We start from the raw sequence: 17,947 nt of genomic DNA, 5'->3' as shown, positions 1-17,947 counted from the left end.
ATCGCGTCGACGCCGTGTCGCGTTCAACGAACATCGAAGCTGCCGCGGAGATCGTCGAGGTCGGCTGGAGCGAGCGTTTTACGATGTGGTGAGGCAACGCGCCGGTGGTGCGCTGGCTCGTGCAAAGGCCGCTTGGAACGGGCCGCGTCGTTCGTTTAGGTGTTTATACGTATGCCGAATCCGATATCGCCCCAATCCAATATTTCATTAGAAGGTTATCGGACTTGTTTCTAGACTGATGCGGGGCATGCAGACCGGGCCGGCGCGACGCCCCCGGCCGGCGCACAGCCCCGACCCGTGCCTGCGCCACGCAGAAACAGAACAGCGCAACGGCAGACAACGACATCATCGGAGACGAACCATGACATTCATCAGGAAGCTGGCGGCCGGCGCGATCGTTGCCGCGGCGACGGTGCTGGCCGGCGGCGCACACGCGCAGCAGAAACCGATCACGCTCGGTTTCTCGCAGGTCGGCGCGGAAAGCGCGTGGCGCACCGCGAACACCGTGTCGGTGAAGGGCGCGGCGAAGGACGCCGGCATCAACCTGAAATTCTCCGACGCGCAGCAGAAGCAGGAGAACCAGATTCGCGCGATCCGCTCGTTCATCGCGCAGAAGGTCGACGTGATCGCGTTCTCGCCGGTCGTCGAATCGGGCTGGGAGCCCGTGCTGACCGAAGCGAAGGCCGCGCACATCCCGGTGATCCTGACCGACCGCGGAGTCGACGTGAAGGACCCGTCGCTGTACGTGACGATGATCGGCTCGGACTTCCTCGAGGAAGGGCGGCGCGCCGGCCACTGGATGGAAGAGCGCTACAAGAACGACCCGGGTCCGATCAACATCGTCGAGCTGCAGGGCACGGTCGGCTCGGCGCCGGCCAACGACCGGCGGGCCGGCCTGCTCGAAGTGATCAAGAGCAATCCTAAGTTCAAGGTGATCGCGTCGCAGAGCGGCGACTTCACGCTGGCCGGCGGCAAGCAGGTGATGGAAGCGTTCGCGAAGACCTACGGCAAGCAGATCAACGTCGTCTACGCGCACAACGACGACATGGCGCTCGGCGCGATCCAGGCGATGGAAGAGGCGGGGATCAAGCCCGGCAAGGACGTGAGCGTCGTGTCGTTCGACGCGACCAAGGGCGGCTTCCAGGCGATGGTCGCCGGCAAGATCAACGTCGACGTCGAATGCAGCCCGCTGCTCGGCCCGCAGTTGATGACCGCGGTGAAGGACGTCGTCGCCGGCAAGCAACTGCCCAAGCGCATCGTGACGAACGAGACCGTGTTCCCGATGAACGTCGCGGCCCAGGTGCTGCCGACCCGCAAGTACTGAGCCACGTACCGACGATCCGGCGCGGGCGGCGGCGTGGCGGCCGCCCGGGCGCCAACCGTTTCGAGGGAGGATGCATGGAGAGTCCGCCGGTGGTCGAGATGATCGGCATCGACAAGTCGTTTCCGGGCGTGAACGCACTGCAGCGCGTGAACTTCCGGTTGTTTCCGGGTGAAATCCACGCGCTGATGGGCCAGAACGGCGCGGGCAAGTCGACGCTGATCAACGTGCTCACCGGCGTGCATGCGCACGACGCGGGCGAGATTCGCGTCGGCGGCCGGGGCGTGCATTTCGCCGCGCCGCGCGAAGCCGAGGCGGCCGGCATCCAGACGCTCTACCAGGAAGTGAACCTGTGCGCGAACCTGTCGGTCGCGGAGAACATCTTCGCGGGCCGGCAGCCGATGCGGCGCGGCGCGATCGACTGGAACACGATTCATGCACGTTCGCGCGCGGCGCTGGCCGAACTCGACCTGGCGCTCGACGTCACGCGCTCGCTCGACGCGTATCCGATCGCCGTGCAGCAGATGGTCGCGATCGCACGGGCGGTGTCGGTCGACGCGCGCGTGCTGATTCTCGACGAGCCGACGTCGAGCCTCGACGACGGCGAGGTCGCGCGGCTGTTCGACGTGCTGCGCCGGCTGAAGGCCTCGGGCATCGCGATCCTGTTCGTCACGCACTTTCTCGAGCAGACCTACGCGGTGTCGGACCGGATCACCGTGATGCGCAACGGCGAGCGCGAAGGCGAGTATCTCGCGCGCGACCTGCCGGTCGACGTGCTGGTCGCGAAGATGACCGGTCGCGAACGGATGTCCGACACGCTGCAGGCGGGTGCGGCGGCGGTCGAACGCACCGCCGGCGAGGCCGACCCGTTCCTGTCGATGCAGCAGGTCGGCCGGCGCGGGATGATGAGCCCGCTCGACCTCGACGTGCGGCCCGGCGAGATCGTCGGACTGGCCGGGCTGCTCGGCTCGGGGCGCACCGAAACCGCGCAGCTTGCGTTCGCCGCGGAGCGCGCCGACACCGGCGCGATCGAGATCGACGGCGCGCGCACGCGGCTCGCGTCGCCGCACGACGCGGTTCGCAACGGCATCGCGTATTGCCCGGAGGATCGCAAGAAGGAGGGCATCGTCGCCGCGCTGTCGATCCGCGAGAACATCATTCTCGCGCTGCAGGCGCGGCGCGGCTGGTGGCGGCTGATCGGGCGGGCGCGCCAGCGCGAGCTCGCCGATACGTACATCGCGCGGCTCGGCATCAAGGCGCGCGACGCGGAGCAGCCGATCGGGCTGCTGTCGGGCGGCAACCAGCAAAAGGTGCTGCTCGCGCGCTGGCTCGCGACGGAACCGAAGCTGCTGATTCTCGACGAGCCGACGCGCGGCATCGACGTCGCCGCGAAATTCGACATCATGGAGCGCGTGCTCGCGCTGTGCGCGCAAGGGCTCGCGATCCTGTTCATTTCGTCGGAGATCAGCGAAGTCGTGCGCGTGAGCCACCGGATCGCGGTGCTGCGCGACCGGCGCAAGGTCGCCGAACTCACCGGCGCCGACGCATCCGAGGAGCAGGTATACCGGCTGATCGCGGGAGGCCAGTCATGACGCGGCTGCGCACGTTGTTCCGTCATTCGCTCGTATGGCCGGTGCTGACGCTCGCGCTGCTGTTCGCGCTCGACGTCGCGTATCGCCCGGGCTTCCTGTCGATCACGCTGCTCGACGGTCACCTGTTCGGCGCGCCGGTCGACATCCTGAACCGCGCGGCGCCGCTCGTGATCGTGTCGCTCGGGATGACGCTCGTGATCGCGACCCGCGGGATCGACATCTCGGTCGGCGCGATCGTCGCGATCGCCGGGGCGGCCGCGGCGATCGTGCTCGAAGCGGACCCGTCGCGAATCGGCGTGGCGCTGGCTGCCGCGCTCGGCGTCGGGCTGCTGGCCGGCGCATGGAACGGGCTGCTGGTGGCGTTCGTCGGGATGCAGCCGATCATCGCGACGCTGATCCTGATGGTGGCCGGCCGCGGCGTCGCGCAACTGCTGACGGGCGGCCAGATCATCCCGATCGGCGCGCCCGGCTATCTCGCGCTCGGCGGCGGCTATGTCGCGGCCGTGCCGTGCGCGGTGTGGATCGCGCTGGCGACGATCGCCGCGACCGCGCTGCTGGTGAACCGCACCGCGCTCGGGCTGTTCATCCGCGCAATCGGCGTGAACCCGGTCGCGACACGGCTCGTCGGCCTGCGCTCGGGGGCGATCGTGTTCGGCGTGTATCTGTTTTCAGGCGTGATGTCGGCGCTCGCGGGCATCCTGGCCAGCTCGAACGTGCGCAGCGCCGACGGCAACAACGCGGGGCTGCTGCTCGAACTCGACGCGATCCTCGCGGTGACGCTCGGCGGCACGTCGCTGCTCGGCGGCCGTTTCAGCCTCGCCGGCTCGGTGCTCGGCGCGCTGATCATCCAGACGCTGACCTACACGACCTATTCGATCGGCGTGCCGCCGGAGGCGACGCTCGTCGTCAAGGCGGTCGTCGTGATCGTCGTGACGCTGATCCAGTCGGAGGCCGCCCGTGCGTCGGTCGTCCGGCATGCGTCGCGGCTGCTACCTTCCGCGCGTTCGCGCGCCACTTCCGGAGCGACGCCGCGATGAACCGATTCCTTGGCCGGCTCGCCGACCCGCGCACGCTGCCGATCGTCGTGACGATCGTGCTGTTCGCCGCGCTGTTCGGCTTCGGGTCCGTGACCTACACGGGCTTCTTTTCGATGCAGGTGCTGACCGGGCTGCTCGTCGACAACGCGTTCCTGTTGATCGTCGCGATCGGGATGACGTTCGTGATCGTGTCGGGCGGGATCGACCTGTCGGTCGGCTCGGTCGTCGCGCTGACGACGATCTTCTGCGCGGTCGGCGCCGAGCGGCTGCACTGGCCCGTGTGGGTGATCGTGCCGCTGGTGCTCGCGTTCGGCGCGCTGTACGGCGCGGCGATGGGGGCGCTGATCCATTATTTCCGGCTGCAGCCGTTCATCGTCACGCTCGCCGGGATGTTTCTCGCGCGCGGCGCGTGCTTCCTGATCACGACGCAGTCGATCACGATCAACGAGCCGGTGTTTCATGCGATCGCGGGCTTCAGCGTGCCGGTGGGCGGCGGCACGCTGAGCGCGGGCGCGTTGATCGCGCTCGCGACGCTGGCCGGCGCGATCTACGTCGCGCATTTCACGCGCTTCGGCCGCAACGTCTACGCGATCGGCGGCAACGAGCGCTCGGCGCTGCTGATGGGGCTGCCGGTCGCGCGCACGAAGGTCGGCGTGTACGCGCTGAGCGGCTTCTGTTCGGCGCTCGGCGGCGTCGTGTTCACGCTGTACGTGCTGTCGGGCTACGGGTTGCAGGCCCAGGGCATGGAACTCGACGCGATCGCCGCGACCGTGATCGGCGGCACGCTGCTCACCGGCGGCGTGGGCTACGTGGTCGGCTCGGTGTTCGGCGTCGGCATCCTCGGCACGATCCAGGTGCTGATCACGTTCGACGGTACGTTGAGTTCGTGGTGGACGCGGATCGTGATCGGCGCGCTGCTGTGCGTGTTCTGCGTGCTGCAACGGGTGATCGAGCGGCACGCCGCGCGGCGGCGCACGGGCGGCACGGGGCTCGGTGCGCCGAGGCCGGAGCGCGACCCGGTGCGGGCGCGGCCGGCCTCGCCCGACGAGGGCGCCGCGCTGGTTTCGACGATGCGGCGGCTGTAGCGCGCATCGTCCGGCGGGGGGCGCGGCACGACGCGTGCTGACGCGACGGTGGCCGGTGTCAATTCGCGGGCGGTCGCATCCGGCGGCCGGCCGGTGCCCGATCGGCGCGTGCGCGCCGCGGTGGCCCGTGCCGTCAGGCCGGCCCGGCCGCGTCGGCTTCGGCGTCGAACGCCGTCGCGGCGCGGCGCGCCTGTTTCAGCGAGCTGGCCAGTTTCCCGATCGCGTCCAGGTCCAGTGCATCGAGGTGTTCGCGCACGTCCCGCACGAAGGCCGCGTAATCCGGCTCGTCCGCATACGGGCCGAGCCATGCCTCGATATCGGTCAGCTGCCCGTTGTCGGCCAGCAGGATCAACTGGTCGAGCGCATCGTCGGGCGGGCACGGCATCGTGGGCGCGGTGTCATCCGGCTCGGCCTCGCCGTCCGGATGAAACCGCCGGACGAGCTCCGACACCGGCACGAGCGCGTGCCCGACGGCGGGCGCGACGATCGCGAACGAGAATGCCGTGCCGACGCCCGGCTGGCTGGCGACGGCCAGCTCGCCCGCCATCGCGCCGACGATGCGCTGCGCGATGAACAGGCCGAGCCCGGTGCCGCCGTTCACGGCCTGCACCTGCTGGTACGCGCGGAAGATGTCGCGGTTGCCGCTGATGTCGATCCCGATGCCCGTATCGGCCACTTCGAACAGCAGGCGCCAGGCGTCGCCTTCGCGCGCGGCATGAATCGACAGCGTGACCGTGCCGTCGCGCGTGAACTTCGATGCGTTGGACAGCAGGTTGAGCAGCACCTGCTGCAGCCGCATGCCATCGATCGACACCGTGCGCGGCAGCGGCGTGGCCGGCCGGTAGACGAACCGGTTGTCCTGCTGCGCGCACAGCGCGAGCGCATAGTGGCCGATGTCGTCGAGCAGGCCGGGCAGGTCGGTCGCATCCGGCGTCACGCCGAGCGGCTGCAGCTCAGCCTTCGTGAACGCGAGCAGCTCATCGATCAGCGTGAGCTGGTAGCGGATGCTGCGGTCGATCGACCGGATCAGCCGCGCCTGGCCGCGCGTCGCGCCTTGCAGCAGCAGCTTCGCATAGCCATTGATCGTGGACAGCGGCGCGCGCAGGTCGTGGCTGACGTAGCCGAGCGTCTCGATCTTCTGCTGCATGTGGGTCGTCACCTGCTGCAGCGCGTCGTTGAGCGCGAGCGTGCGGCGTGCGACTTCGTCGCGCAGGCGATCCTGCTCGGTGAGCTGCCAGTGTTCGAGCCGCTTCCTCGCCTCGGTACGCTGGCGGCCGACGTGGTGGATCCATGCGGCCAGCACCAGCAGGTGCGTGGCGAGCCCGACGATCGCGATGACGGGGTTCGGGAAGATGTCGGATTTCAGCCACGCGAGCGCCGGCGGCAGCGTGTTCATGCCGTCGAGCACGCGGATCAACATGTTGAAGGTGGCGATCGCGATGGCGATCAGCATCACGCGGCCGGTCGGCGTCCGGCGGATCGCGAGCAGCAGCGCGAGGCTGATGTTGACGATCCCGAGCACCGCGTTCAGCCGCAGGCAGAACCACGTGAACGTCAGCAGGTCGCCGCAGGCGGCGCCGATCATGCCGATCCCTTCGAGCGCGAGGAAGGCCATGTAGATCGCGCGCATCGGCAGCTTCGCCTGCTCGCGCCGGGCGACCATCAGGATGAAGACGACGAAGCACGACACCGCCAGGTACGCGAAGATCACTTCGCCGCGCGCCGACCATTCACGCAGCGCAGGCGGCAACGCCAGCGCCAGATAGCCGCGGTAAGCCGCTTCGAACAGTGTCGTGCCCAGCGCCACCGCGGCCAGCACGTGAAACACGCCGCTGCGCGAAAAGAACCCGATCAGCAGCGCGCACCACATCAGCGCGAGCAACCCGCCGAAGAAGCCGAAGTCCCACATCGTCGCGCGCCGTTCCAGCGCATCCCATGCCGCGCGCGTGAACGCGGCCGGCGCGAGCCGCATTTCCTTGCGCGACGTGACGCGGATCAGGACGGGGACGCTTTCGCCGGCACGCAACGTGACGTCGAGTGCCGGGTAGCGCGATGACGGTCGGGCGTCACTACCGGCGCCGGCGGCCGGGAAGCGGTTGTCGAGCGTCCACCCGCCGTTCCGGCCGAGATAGAAGTCCGCCTGGTCGACGCGGGCGTCACGAATCACCAGCACCAGCGGGCGCGCGGCGCTGTCGCGGTTGGTCAGCGTGGCGCGGATCCACCACGCCGATCGCGAGAACTCGACGTTGAACGACGACGTGCCGGCCACCGGCGTGCCATGCGCCGGATCGGCGAGCCGTGCGGCGACCTGTTCGGCGGACATCGTCGTGCTCGCGTCCTCGAAGACCGACACGGCGTCCAGTTGCGCGGGGTTCGGCGTCGACGCGGCGTGCGCCGTCGCGCAGGTGACGGCCATCGCGAGCAGGAGCAGCAGCACCGCGCGACATCCGGCTGCCCATGCCGCGTGGCGCCTACCCATCGTGATGGTGCGCCCCGGGTGTGGCGGGCGGGGCATTGACCGCATGGCGCTGGCGCCGCCAGTCGGACGGCGTGATGCCGAAGCGCTCGCGGAAGGCGGTGGCGAAGTTGCCGGGCGTGGAAAAGCCGATTTCCTCGGCGATGTCGCCGATCCCCATCGACGTCTCCGCGAGAAAGTGCATCGCGGCGCGCAGGCGCGTGTCGCGCAGATATTCGAACACGGTCTGGCCGAGATGGTCGCGGAACACGCGGGACAGGCGCTTCTCGTGCGTGCCGACCTGCCTGGCGAGATCCTCGAGCGCCGGCGGATGGCGCAGGTCGCGCAGCAGGACCTCGGACGCCGCGCGCACGAGGGCCGCCTCCGGGTTGTCGGGCAGCTCGGGCAGATGCGCGAACGGCTGGCTGCGCCGCGCGCGTTTCAGGTGATTGCGGATCCGGGCCAGCACTTCGGTCGGCTCGAACGGCTTGATGATGTAGTCGATCGCACCGGTTTCGAGCCCCGCGATGCGATCCTCGAGATCGCCCGCGGCCGTCAGGATGATGACCGGGATCGATTGCGTCGAAGGCGTCGACGCCAGCAGCCGGCACGCCGCGAAACCGTCCATGCGCGGCATGCGGACATCCATCAGGATCAGGTCGGGCGCGATCGCCTGCGCACGGTGATACGCCTGCAGCCCGTCGAACGCGACGCTGATCCGGCACCGTGCGGCCCGCAGGATTTCGGTGAGGAGCCGCAGGTCGTTCGGGCGATCGTCGACGACAAGAATATGTGCGTCAGCAAGATCCGGCGTGGGACGAGGCGACGCCGGACTGGACGAGCGGGATGACATGGTTGCGGAGGCGGTGGAAGGGTGGCCGGTCAGATGACGTGCATCGCGGTCTGCACGATTGTTGCGAAAAATTATATGCCGACCACAGGTCACATTGTGAGGATTCCGTGTGGCATGTGGGGGCTTGTTCGGCGGGGATGTTGCGTGCTTGCCGCCACGGCGTCCGGCCGGAAGAAACGGAAGTGGAAAAACATGCCGGATCGGTTTTTAATAATCGGTCTTTATTGCCGGATCAATTCGGAATAATGGGAATGGGAAGGGGCGGTGAATCAGTTTGGCGTGCGTTCAGAAGTCGACGCCTGCTATGTGAAAAGAATGAAGAAATTGTGAGTTGCGTGATTAATTTTTTTTCTGTCGGCGGGTCGAAATCGTGTTAATCGTGAAATCGCAATTTGCGTTGGAATGTATGAATGTAAATGCTGTCTGCTCGGGAAAAGGGTTTTTCCGCTCGGGAAAAGGTTCGTTCTGACGAATGCCAGCAAACTAGCCCCGGCGCGGCTGGAATCGGTTCTTTCAAACGGTCTGGATCGCGTGGATCGCATGCCGAAGTTCTATTCCGATGCATGCGATACCAATGAGACATTGATCGATGTTATATCCCATGATATGGGATCGCGTCGGCAAGAGAATAACTGGCACGAGGGTAATGCAGATTTCATTATTCACCGAATACGTTGCTATATAAGAGAAATCGGTGAGTTCTGGAATGCAGTTGGGCATGACGCACCGGTCGAGACGAAATCATCAACGAAATTCGATCGATTAATTCGGTGCAGGGGTCGTCCGGCGAGTCGTCGATGCTGTTCCGGGATTCCGGAAAGGCGTTTGAAGGCCGGACGGAAGGGGTGCGTGGCTGCGCGTGGGCCGTCCGAGGGTTCGATCCATCGGGGAACGGTCGCGCGCGGCGCGCTTTCGAATCAGGCGGGTACGAAAACGATGAACACAACAGGCATGACAGGCCAACGCACCGGTTCGCACGAACCGGCGGCGCATGCTTCAGCCCCGGGGATCGCACGGCGTCATCCTCCTCCTGAATGAAACAGGGCGGGCCGCCCCCGGGTGCGGGCCGGCTTCCGCCCATCCGGCGTCTGAATGACGCTTTTCCATGAGATTCGAGGTCGTCGCGGGTTCGGCGCGACGGCGCGCGCGTGCGCGGATGAACGGCACGCCCGGCGTCGAGCCGCCGGGATTGCCGTGTCGGCTTCCATGATTCGATAACCGGCGATCGTCGCGTCGCCTCGTGTCGACTGGCACGGGCGGCGCGCGATCGCGTGATCGCGATATCCATCGCGCGTGTCGAGCAGCGTTACCGGGTTGTTTAGTTAGTGATCCAAAGTGAGTGGCAGGGCGTCGCGAGACCGATGGGAATGTGTTGAGGACATTCTCGCCGGCTGCCGTGTTCGCCGTTGCGTCATCCAGCACATGAGAACCGAGGGAAGACAAGATGAACAAGTCGTTCAAGTCGATCTGGAACGAAGCATTGGGAGCCTGGGTTGCGGCTTCGGAGCTTGATCGGGCGCGCGGCAAGCGCGTCGCGTCGTCGCGTGGCACGCCGGGGCGTGACGTCGCAGGAGCGGCCGCGGTTCGCGCAGGCGCGACCTCGGCCTCGTCGCTCAGGCGGCTCACCATGCTGATGACGTCCGCGTATCTCGCGCTGTTCCATGCCGGTGCGCATGCGCAGTACAACCCGGATGGCGGCACGGCCACCGGCGGCGTCTCGTCGATCGCGATCGGCGTCGGGTCGAGTGCCGCGCAGCAGAACTCCACCGCCCTGGGCAATCTGGCGACGGCACAGGGGCTGTCGGCCACGGCACTCGGCCCGGGGGCGCATGCGATGGGCGACGCTTCGACGGCCGTCGGCATCAACGCGCAGGCGACGGGCGTCAACAGCACGTCGATGGGCGTGCAGGCGATCGGTTCGGGCGATTACTCGGTTTCCATCGGCAACCTGTCGAGCGCGACGCAAAGCGGGTCGGTGGCGATGGGCAGTGGTGCGGCCGCGACCGGTGTGTCGGCCATCGGGCTCGGCAACAATGCGCTGGCTTCCGGTCAATACGCAGCGGCGCTGGGCCTCGGGGCGAGCGCCGCCGGCGCGCAAAGTGTCGCGCTGGGCTATGCATCGCATGCGGACCTGACGGGCTCGGTGTCCCTCGGCAACCAATCGACCAGCTCGGGCGCGGCCGCCGTTGCCGTGGGCAGCGGCGCGCTGGCTTCCGGCAATTCGGGCGTGGCGATGGGGGTGAACAGCGGTGCGAAGGGCACGTCGTCGATCGCGATCGGCTGGGGCGGGACGGCCGGCGTACCGGGCTCGGGCACGCAGTCGCTCGGCACCAGTTCGATCGCGCTGGGTTCGGCCACGACGGCCGGCGCCGATACCTCGATGGCGCTCGGCACGAGCGCGAAGGCGACGGGCGTCAGTTCGATCGCGATGGGCGTCCAGTCGAGCGCGACGCAGCAGTTCGCGACCGCGCTCGGTAATGCCGCGCTGGCGACCGGCATCTCGGCGACCGCCCTGGGGCCCGGTGCGACGGCATCGGCCACGAATGCGACGGCCATCGGCATCAACAGCGTCGCGGCGGCGGGGTCGACCGTGGCGATCGGCGATTCGAACTCGGTCGCGGCCGCAGCCGGGCCGGGTTCGATCGCCGGCGGCTTCAACTCGAAGGTGCTGGGCGGTACCGGCGCCGTGGCGCTCGGCGCGAGCCAGACGGTCAGCGGCAACGGTGCGGTGGCGATCGGCGACCCGAGCACCGCGATCGGCACCGGTGCGGTCACGGCCGGGTCGAACAACACGGCGAACGGCGACGGCGCGGTCGCCATCGGCAATTCGAACATCGCGCAGGGCACCGGCTCGCTCGCGCTCGGCAACACGTCGACGGCCGCGGCCGCTGGGGCGCTGGCGTTCGGCGCGTCGGCCGTGGCGAACAATGCAGGCGACGTCGCGCTCGGCTCGGGCTCGACGACGGCGGCGCCGAACCCGACCGCGAGCGCGACGATCGGCGGCGTGACGTACACGTTCAAGGGCACGAATCCGACCAGCGTCGTCAGTGTCGGTGCAGCGGGTACCGAGCGCCAGATCACCAACGTCGCGGCCGGGCGCATCAGTTCGGCGAGCACGGATGCGATCAACGGGTCGCAGCTCGATGCGACGAATCAGGCGGTGAATTCGCTGTCGACGTCGACGGCGTCGAGTGTCAGTTCGTTGTCGACGGGGGTGTCGTCGCTATCGACCGGGTTGTCGTCGGCCAACAGCGCGATCACGTCGCTTTCCACGTCGACTTCGACGGGCATCAGCTCGCTTTCCACAGGTTTGAGTTCGACCGACAGCGCAGTGACGTCGCTGTCGACCTCCACGTCGACGGGGCTGTCGTCGGCCAACAGCGCGATCACGTCGCTTTCCACGTCGACTTCGACGGGCATCAGCTCGCTGTCGACGGGGTTGAGCTCGACCAACAGCTCGGTGACGTCGTTGTCGACTTCCACGTCGACCGGATTGTCGTCGGTCAATAGCGCGATCACATCGCTTTCCACATCGACTTCGACGGGCATCGGCTCGCTGTCGACGGGGTTGAGTTCGACCAACAGCTCGGTGACGTCGTTGTCGACTTCCACGTCGACCGGATTGTCGTCGGCCAATAGCGCGATCACGTCGCTGTCGACGTCGACCTCGACGGGCATCAGCTCGCTGTCGACGGGCCTGAGCTCGACCGACAGCACAGTGACGTCATTGTCGACGTCCACGTCGACCGGTTTGTCGTCGGCCAATAGCGCGATTACATCGCTGTCCACGTCGACGTCGACGGGCATTACGTCGTTGTCCACGGGACTGAGTTCGACCAACAGCACAGTAGCGTCATTGTCGACGTCCACGTCGACCGGTCTGTCGTCGGCCAATAGCGCGATCACGTCACTGTCCACGTCGACTTCTACCGGTTTGAGTTCGACCAATAGCTCGGTGACGTCGCTGTCGACGTCGACGTCGACAGGCATCAGCTCGCTGTCCACGGGCCTGAGTTCGACGAACAGCACGGTGACGTCGTTGTCGACGTCGACCTCGACCGGCATCAGCTCACTGTCCACGGGCCTGAGTTCGACGAACAGCACGGTGACGTCGCTGTCAACTTCAACGTCGACGGGCATCAGTTCGCTGTCCACCGGCCTGTCGAGCACGAACAGTTCGATCACGTCGCTGTCGACGTCCACCTCGACGGTGGTCGGTTCACTGTCCACCGGCCTGAGCACGACGAACAGCACCGTCACGTCGCTGTCGACCGCGACCTCGACGAGCATCGGTTCGCTGTCGACCGGGCTCAGTTCGACGACGAGCTCGATCGCGTCGCTGTCGACATCGACCTCGACGACCGTCGGCTCGCTGTCCACCGGGCTGTCGAGCACGAACAGCAACCTGACGTCGCTGTCCACCGCGACGTCGACGGGCATCGGCTCGCTGTCCACCGGCCTCAGCTCGATCGCCAACAACAACACCAACCTCGGCAACAGCACGGCGGGCGCAATCGGCGGAGGGGCCACCTACGATCCGACGACCGGCACGATTTCGGCCCCTTCGTACGTGACGTACAACAGCGACGGTTCGACGACGATCAACAACAACGTCGGCTCGGCGATCGACAACATCAACGCCCACGGCATCAAGTATTTCCACGCGAACTCGACCGCGCCGGACAGCCAGGCGATCGGGCTCGACAGTGTCGCGATCGGCCCGAATGCGATCTCGAAGGTGGACGGCAGCATCGCGCTCGGCGCGGGGTCGGTATCCGACCGCGCGACGACGCCGGCCTCGGGCATCCTCCGCAACGGCACCGCGTCGATCCCGTTCAACACGACGGACCAGACGCTGCTTGGCGCGGTATCGGTCGGCGACGCGACCAGCAAGACGTATCGCCAGATCACCAACGTCGCGGACGGCACCGGGCAGCAGGATGCGGTGACCGTGCGGCAGCTCGCCGGCGCGTTGCAGTCGTTCGCGGTCACGGGCCAGAAGTATTTCCACGCGAATTCGACGGCGGCCGACTCGCTCGCCGTCGGCGCGGAATCGGTCGCGGTGGGGCCGACGACGGTCGTCAACGGCGACCACGGTGTGGGCATCGGCAACGGCGCGATCGTCGACCAGACCGCCCCTGGCGGCATCGCGATCGGGCAGGCGGCGAGTGCCGCACAGGCCGACGCGCTCGCGCTCGGCAGCGGCGCGACGGCACTGGGCGCGCAGTCGGTCGCGCAAGGCGCGAATGCGAAGGCGGTCAGCGTGGGCAGCGTCGCGCTGGGCTCCGGCGCGCTCGGCAACGCAACCGATGCGCTCGCGCTGGGCGCCGGTGCGTCCGCGACGTTCGCGAACAGCGTCGCATTGGGCGCCGGTTCGCTGACGACGGTCGGCGCGCTGACGAACTACGTCGCGTACGGCCTGGGCAGCCCGCAATCGTCGGCCGGCGAAGTGAACATCGGCAACCGGCAGATCACAGGCCTCGCGGCCGGCAAGAACGGCACGGACGCGGTGAACGTGTCGCAGCTCGACTCGGTCGCGAACCAGCTGACGACGCTGATCGACCAGCGCACGACCAACCTCGGCGGCCAGTACACGACGAACCCGAACGGCGCGAACGTGCCGCCGGGCTCGACCGGCCCGAATTCGTCGGCGGGTGGGTCGGGGGCGGTGGCATCGGGCTCGAACAGCACGGCGGTCGGCAACAATGCGCTCGCATCGGGCAACGGTTCCACCGCCTTCGGCGTGGGCTCGACGGCGTCGGGCAGCAATTCGACCGCGATCGGCACGGGCAGCAACGACGGCGGCCGCTCGAACGTCGTCGCGGTCGGTTCGGCGGAATCGGCGCGCCAGGTGGTCAACGTCGCGGCCGGTACGCAGGGCACGGATGCGGTGAACGTGAACCAGCTGAACGCGGTGTCGAACCAGTTCACGCAGTCGCTGAACACGGTCAACAACCAGCTCACGCAGATGCAGCAGCAGATCCAGCAGACCGATTCGATGGCACGCGAGGGGATCGCGGCCACCGCCGCGATGGCGTCGATCCCGCACATGGACCGTGACTCGAACTTCGCGATGGGGGTCGGTACGGCGACGTTCCAGGGGCAGAAGGCGATGGCGGTCGGCGTGCAGGCGCGCGTCACGGAAAACCTGAAGGCGACGCTGAACGGCGGCTTCGCCGGCAGCCAGCGCGTCGTCGGCGCGGGCATGCTGTATCAGTGGAAGTAATCGCGCGCTGCGGTTCGCGCCGGCATGCACTGCCAGGGCGGACCGCGTCGAACGCACACGCACGCGGATGCGGCTGCACCATTGCGCCGCCCGCGCTGCACCCCTCGCATTTTCGGAGTCCTCACGTGAAAAACATTCATCTTGCACTGCTGGCGTCCGTCGTTTCCCTCGCGGCCTGTTCGAGCGCATCGGGACCGACGTACAACGCATACGAACTTCAGCCCCGCGACGGCATCCGGACGTTCCGTGTCGACTGTCACGGCATCCTGTCGAGCGCCAATACCTGCATGAAGGTCGCGACGCGCATGTGCGGCAACGAGGCCGTGCGCAAGGTCGATTCCACGACGCCGTACCGCGACGGCGCCGATCCGCACTCGATCGTGTTCCAGTGCGGTGCGGCACCCGCGCCGGTCGCCGCGGCGGCTACGCCGGCGCCCGCCGCGGTCGAGAAGGTGAGCCTGACCGGCGATGCGTACTTCGCGACCGACTCCGCCGTGCTGACGTCCGCCGCCACCGCCGCGCTCGACAGTTTGCTGAGCCAGCAGGGCGACAGGCACTTCTCGCGTGTGGAAGTGGACGGTTATACCGACGCGACCGGCTCGGATGCACACAACCAGGCCCTGTCGAAGCGCCGCGCCGATGCCGTCGCGGGGTATCTGCGCGAACACGGGCTGAAGGCGGATGCGGTCGCGGCGACGGGACATGGAGATACCAACCCGGCCGCATCGAACGAGACCGCCGAAGGGCGCGCGCGCAATCGCCGGGTGGAAATCTCGCTGCGGAAGTAGGGCGTCGCCACTGGGTTGCCGCAGGCGTTGCCGTCGCGAACGGACGGCTCTCGCTTGCGGCTGTGGCGCCGTTCGGAGACGCTGGCGGTCGAATCAGGCAACGCGTCGCGATGGCCGTGCGCGATGCCGCCATCGCGCGGACGACGACGCGGCACGACGGCCCGCGGGCCGGTTGGTGGACGCCGATGTCGTGGGTTCATCGGCGCCCGCCAACGTGTTGCTGCGCGGGGCGCAAGCAATGCCCGGTGCCGCTGCGTGAAAAGGAATGAGAGAGACTTCGGCGGAGGTGCGGGGCTGCAAGGGTCGCGTGGCTGACGCGGGCTCGACTGCAGCGCGGGTCGACAAGCACGAAGGCGCGGAAAGCGACCCGTTGCGGGAGCAATCAGTTTTGTTCATGTCCCGATTGCAAAACTAGTCTCGCATCTTCGCGTCCGCCCATTTCCATTCCCGCGCAGCCTTTACAAACGCAGCAAGATAATCGACGTCGTCATCCGTCTTGCGCGTGCCGAGGAAAATCTGCTTCGCAATCCCCTTCTTTCCAAGTTGCACGGGTGTAAGCGGCATCCAGCCCGCGTATTCTTCCGCGAGCCAGCGAGGCAACGCCGCCACGCCACGGCCGCTCGCCACCATCTGCAGCATGATGTCGGTCGTCTCGATCACCTTGTGGCGCTTCGGCACCCTGTTTGCGGGCGTGAGGAACTGCGTGTAGATATCGAGCCGGTCCGTTTCGACGGGATACGTGATCAGCACCTCGTGCGTCAGCTGTTCCGGCGTGACATACGCTTCTCCGGCCAGCGGGTGATCATCGGCAACCACCAGCACCTGCTCGTAATCGAACACCGGCTCAAAATGCAGTTCGGGTTTCTTGAGCGGGTCGGGCGTGACGAGCACGTCGATTTCATAGCCGATCAACGCACCGATGCCGCCGAACTGGAAGCGCTGCTTCACGTCGACATCGACATCCGGCCAGTGCGCGAGATACGGCGACACCACCTTCAGCAGCCATTGATAGCACGGCGCGCATTCCATGCCGATCCGCAACGTGCCGCGCTCGCCCTGCGCGTACTGCCTCATGCGCTCCTCGGCGAGTTCGAATTGCGGCAGCAACCGGTTCGCGAGGCTCAGCAGGTACTGTCCGGCTTGCGTGAGCCGCATGGTCCGTCCTTCGCGCGCCCACACGGGCGTACCGAGCTGCTGCTCCAGCTTCTTCACGGCATGGCTGAGCGCCGACTGCGTGAGGTTGAGCGTATCGGCCGCGGCCGTGAGCGAGCCCTGCCGCTCCACTTCCCGCACGACCATCAGATGATTGCGATCCAGCATCGACCACTCCATGAACAAATTTAATGGTTGCATGAAATAAATCCATTTTCATTCATGCAATGGAAACTATATCATCGCTGCCAGTTACTTTTCTTCCGATGTGAACCGGATACACCGCACCGTGAGCATCGCTCTTGGTTGGTTGAAATCGATTCATATCCAGTCGGCCATGGCCCAACGTCACATTCGTTCATCGGAAAAGAAAAGCGAGCCGCATCGAAAGGCATGGAGCAGATGCGGTTTTCATTTCGAAATCTGGGGCGCAAGATCATGACGAGTCAAGAGTTTACATTTGCTATTAAAAGCGTCAGTTTCGATGAGGACTATCAGCCTTCCGACCATACGCGCATCACAACCAATTTTGCGAACCTCGCCAGAGGAAAGAGTCGTCAGGAGAATTTGCGCAATACCTTCAGGATGATTGACCATCGCTTCAATGCGATGGCGCATTGGGACAATCCCAAAGGCGATCGCTATGCCGTCAAGCTTGAAATCATTTCGGTCGAAATGAATATCGGCGGCGAGCGGGGCAGTGCCGCGCTGCCCTTGATCGAAATACTGAAGACGAATATTTTCGATCGAAAAAACAACAAACACATTGACGGCATCGCGGGAAATAATTTTTCCTCTTATGTGCGAGATTACGATTTCAGTGTGGTCTTGCTGGAGCACAACAAGAATCAGCCCGGCTTCAGTACGCCGGATAACTTTGGCGACCTGCACGGGAATCTGTTCAAGTCCTTCGTGAAGTCGAGCGCCTACAAGGATAATTTCGCGAAACCGCCCGTTATATGTCTGAGCGTTTCGAGTAGCAAGACCTATCATCAGACGGCAAATCGGCACCCCGTGTTGGGTATCGAATACCGGCAGGACGAGTATTCCTTGACTGACGAGTATTTCGAAAAAATGGGAATGAAGGTGCGCTATTTCATGCCGCCGAATAGTGTCGCACCGCTGGCTTTTTATTTTACCGGTGATTTGCTGGGCGATTACACCAATCTGGAGCTCATCGGCACCATCAGCACGATGGATACCTTCCAGAAAATTTACCGGCCCGAAATTTACAATGCGAATTCTCCGGCAGGAAAATCCTACCAACCGAGTCTGAAGCATCAGGATTTTTCGCTCACCCGGATTGTTTACGATCGGGAAGAGCGTAGCCGGCTGGCTATCGAACAGGGCAGGTTTGTCGAAGAGCAATTTATCAAGCCATACCAGGCCATTCTTGAGCAGTGGTCTGCGGACTACGCGCTTTGACCAACAAAAACAC

10 protein-coding genes are annotated in these 17,947 nt (G+C 66.0%); 7 read left to right on the top strand and 3 right to left on the bottom strand.

Annotated elements, in window-relative coordinates; translation table 11 throughout:
• Nucleotides 1–361: 361 nt before the first annotated feature.
• The 4 genes from CFB45_RS35800 to yjfF all read left to right on the top strand — a co-directional run bounded on the left by CFB45_RS35800 (nucleotide 362) and on the right by yjfF (nucleotide 5,035).
• Entirely contained in the window at nucleotides 362–1,324 is a 963-nt protein-coding gene (locus CFB45_RS35800) for an ABC transporter substrate-binding protein (RefSeq protein WP_089429808.1), read from the top strand.
• Between the two features lie 74 nt (nucleotides 1,325–1,398).
• The gene (locus tag CFB45_RS35795; protein WP_089429807.1) at nucleotides 1,399–2,913 is read left to right on the top strand and encodes a sugar ABC transporter ATP-binding protein; all 1,515 of its coding nucleotides are present in this window, start codon (nucleotides 1,399–1,401) and stop codon (nucleotides 2,911–2,913) included.
• Nucleotides 2,910–3,950, top strand: a complete 1,041-nt coding sequence (locus CFB45_RS35790; RefSeq protein ID WP_089429806.1) for an ABC transporter permease — start codon at nucleotides 2,910–2,912, stop codon at nucleotides 3,948–3,950. Before CFB45_RS35795 ends, CFB45_RS35790 begins: the two co-directional genes overlap by 4 nt.
• Nucleotides 3,947–5,035, top strand: coding sequence for a galactofuranose ABC transporter, permease protein YjfF (yjfF, locus tag CFB45_RS35785; RefSeq protein ID WP_089429805.1), 1,089 nt, complete (start codon nucleotides 3,947–3,949; stop codon nucleotides 5,033–5,035). Before CFB45_RS35790 ends, yjfF begins: the two co-directional genes overlap by 4 nt.
• Before the next feature lie 133 nt (nucleotides 5,036–5,168).
• On the opposite strand, the gene CFB45_RS35780 is transcribed toward yjfF, so the two are convergent.
• Together CFB45_RS35780 and CFB45_RS35775 are read right to left on the bottom strand one after the other, a co-directional pair.
• On the bottom strand, nucleotides 5,169–7,514 hold the full coding sequence (locus CFB45_RS35780) for a sensor histidine kinase (RefSeq protein ID WP_089429804.1): 2,346 nt from the start codon (nucleotides 7,512–7,514) through the stop codon (nucleotides 5,169–5,171).
• Nucleotides 7,507–8,343 carry a response regulator transcription factor gene (locus CFB45_RS35775; protein ID WP_089429803.1) on the bottom strand — a complete coding sequence of 279 codons (837 nt, stop codon included), beginning with the start codon at nucleotides 8,341–8,343 and terminating at the stop codon, nucleotides 7,507–7,509. The genes CFB45_RS35780 and CFB45_RS35775 overlap by 8 nt, the downstream gene beginning before the upstream one ends.
• 1,444 nt (nucleotides 8,344–9,787) lie before the next feature.
• Here CFB45_RS35775 and CFB45_RS38800 point away from each other — a divergent pair.
• Entirely contained in the window at nucleotides 9,788–14,569 is a 4,782-nt protein-coding gene (locus CFB45_RS38800) for a YadA-like family protein (protein WP_144025269.1), read from the top strand.
• A gap of 125 nt (nucleotides 14,570–14,694) precedes the next feature.
• Nucleotides 14,695–15,357 carry an OmpA family protein gene (locus CFB45_RS35750; RefSeq protein WP_089429802.1) on the top strand — a complete coding sequence of 221 codons (663 nt, stop codon included), beginning with the start codon at nucleotides 14,695–14,697 and terminating at the stop codon, nucleotides 15,355–15,357.
• 411 nt (nucleotides 15,358–15,768) lie between these two features.
• On the opposite strand, the gene CFB45_RS35745 is transcribed toward CFB45_RS35750, so the two are convergent.
• Nucleotides 15,769–16,677 (bottom strand): LysR family transcriptional regulator, encoded by a 909-nt coding sequence (locus tag CFB45_RS35745; protein WP_089430136.1) that lies wholly within the window; start codon nucleotides 16,675–16,677, stop codon nucleotides 15,769–15,771.
• A gap of 270 nt (nucleotides 16,678–16,947) precedes the next feature.
• On the opposite strand from CFB45_RS35745, the gene CFB45_RS35740 reads away from it, so the two are divergent.
• Nucleotides 16,948–17,934, top strand: coding sequence for a DUF1852 domain-containing protein (locus CFB45_RS35740; protein ID WP_089430135.1), 987 nt, complete (start codon nucleotides 16,948–16,950; stop codon nucleotides 17,932–17,934).
• Nucleotides 17,935–17,947 lie beyond the last annotated feature (13 nt).

The sequence above is a fragment of the Burkholderia sp. HI2500 genome (assembly GCF_002223055.1).
GTDB lineage: Bacteria > Pseudomonadota > Gammaproteobacteria > Burkholderiales > Burkholderiaceae > Burkholderia.
This window is presented reverse-complemented; position numbering and strand designations above follow the sequence as displayed.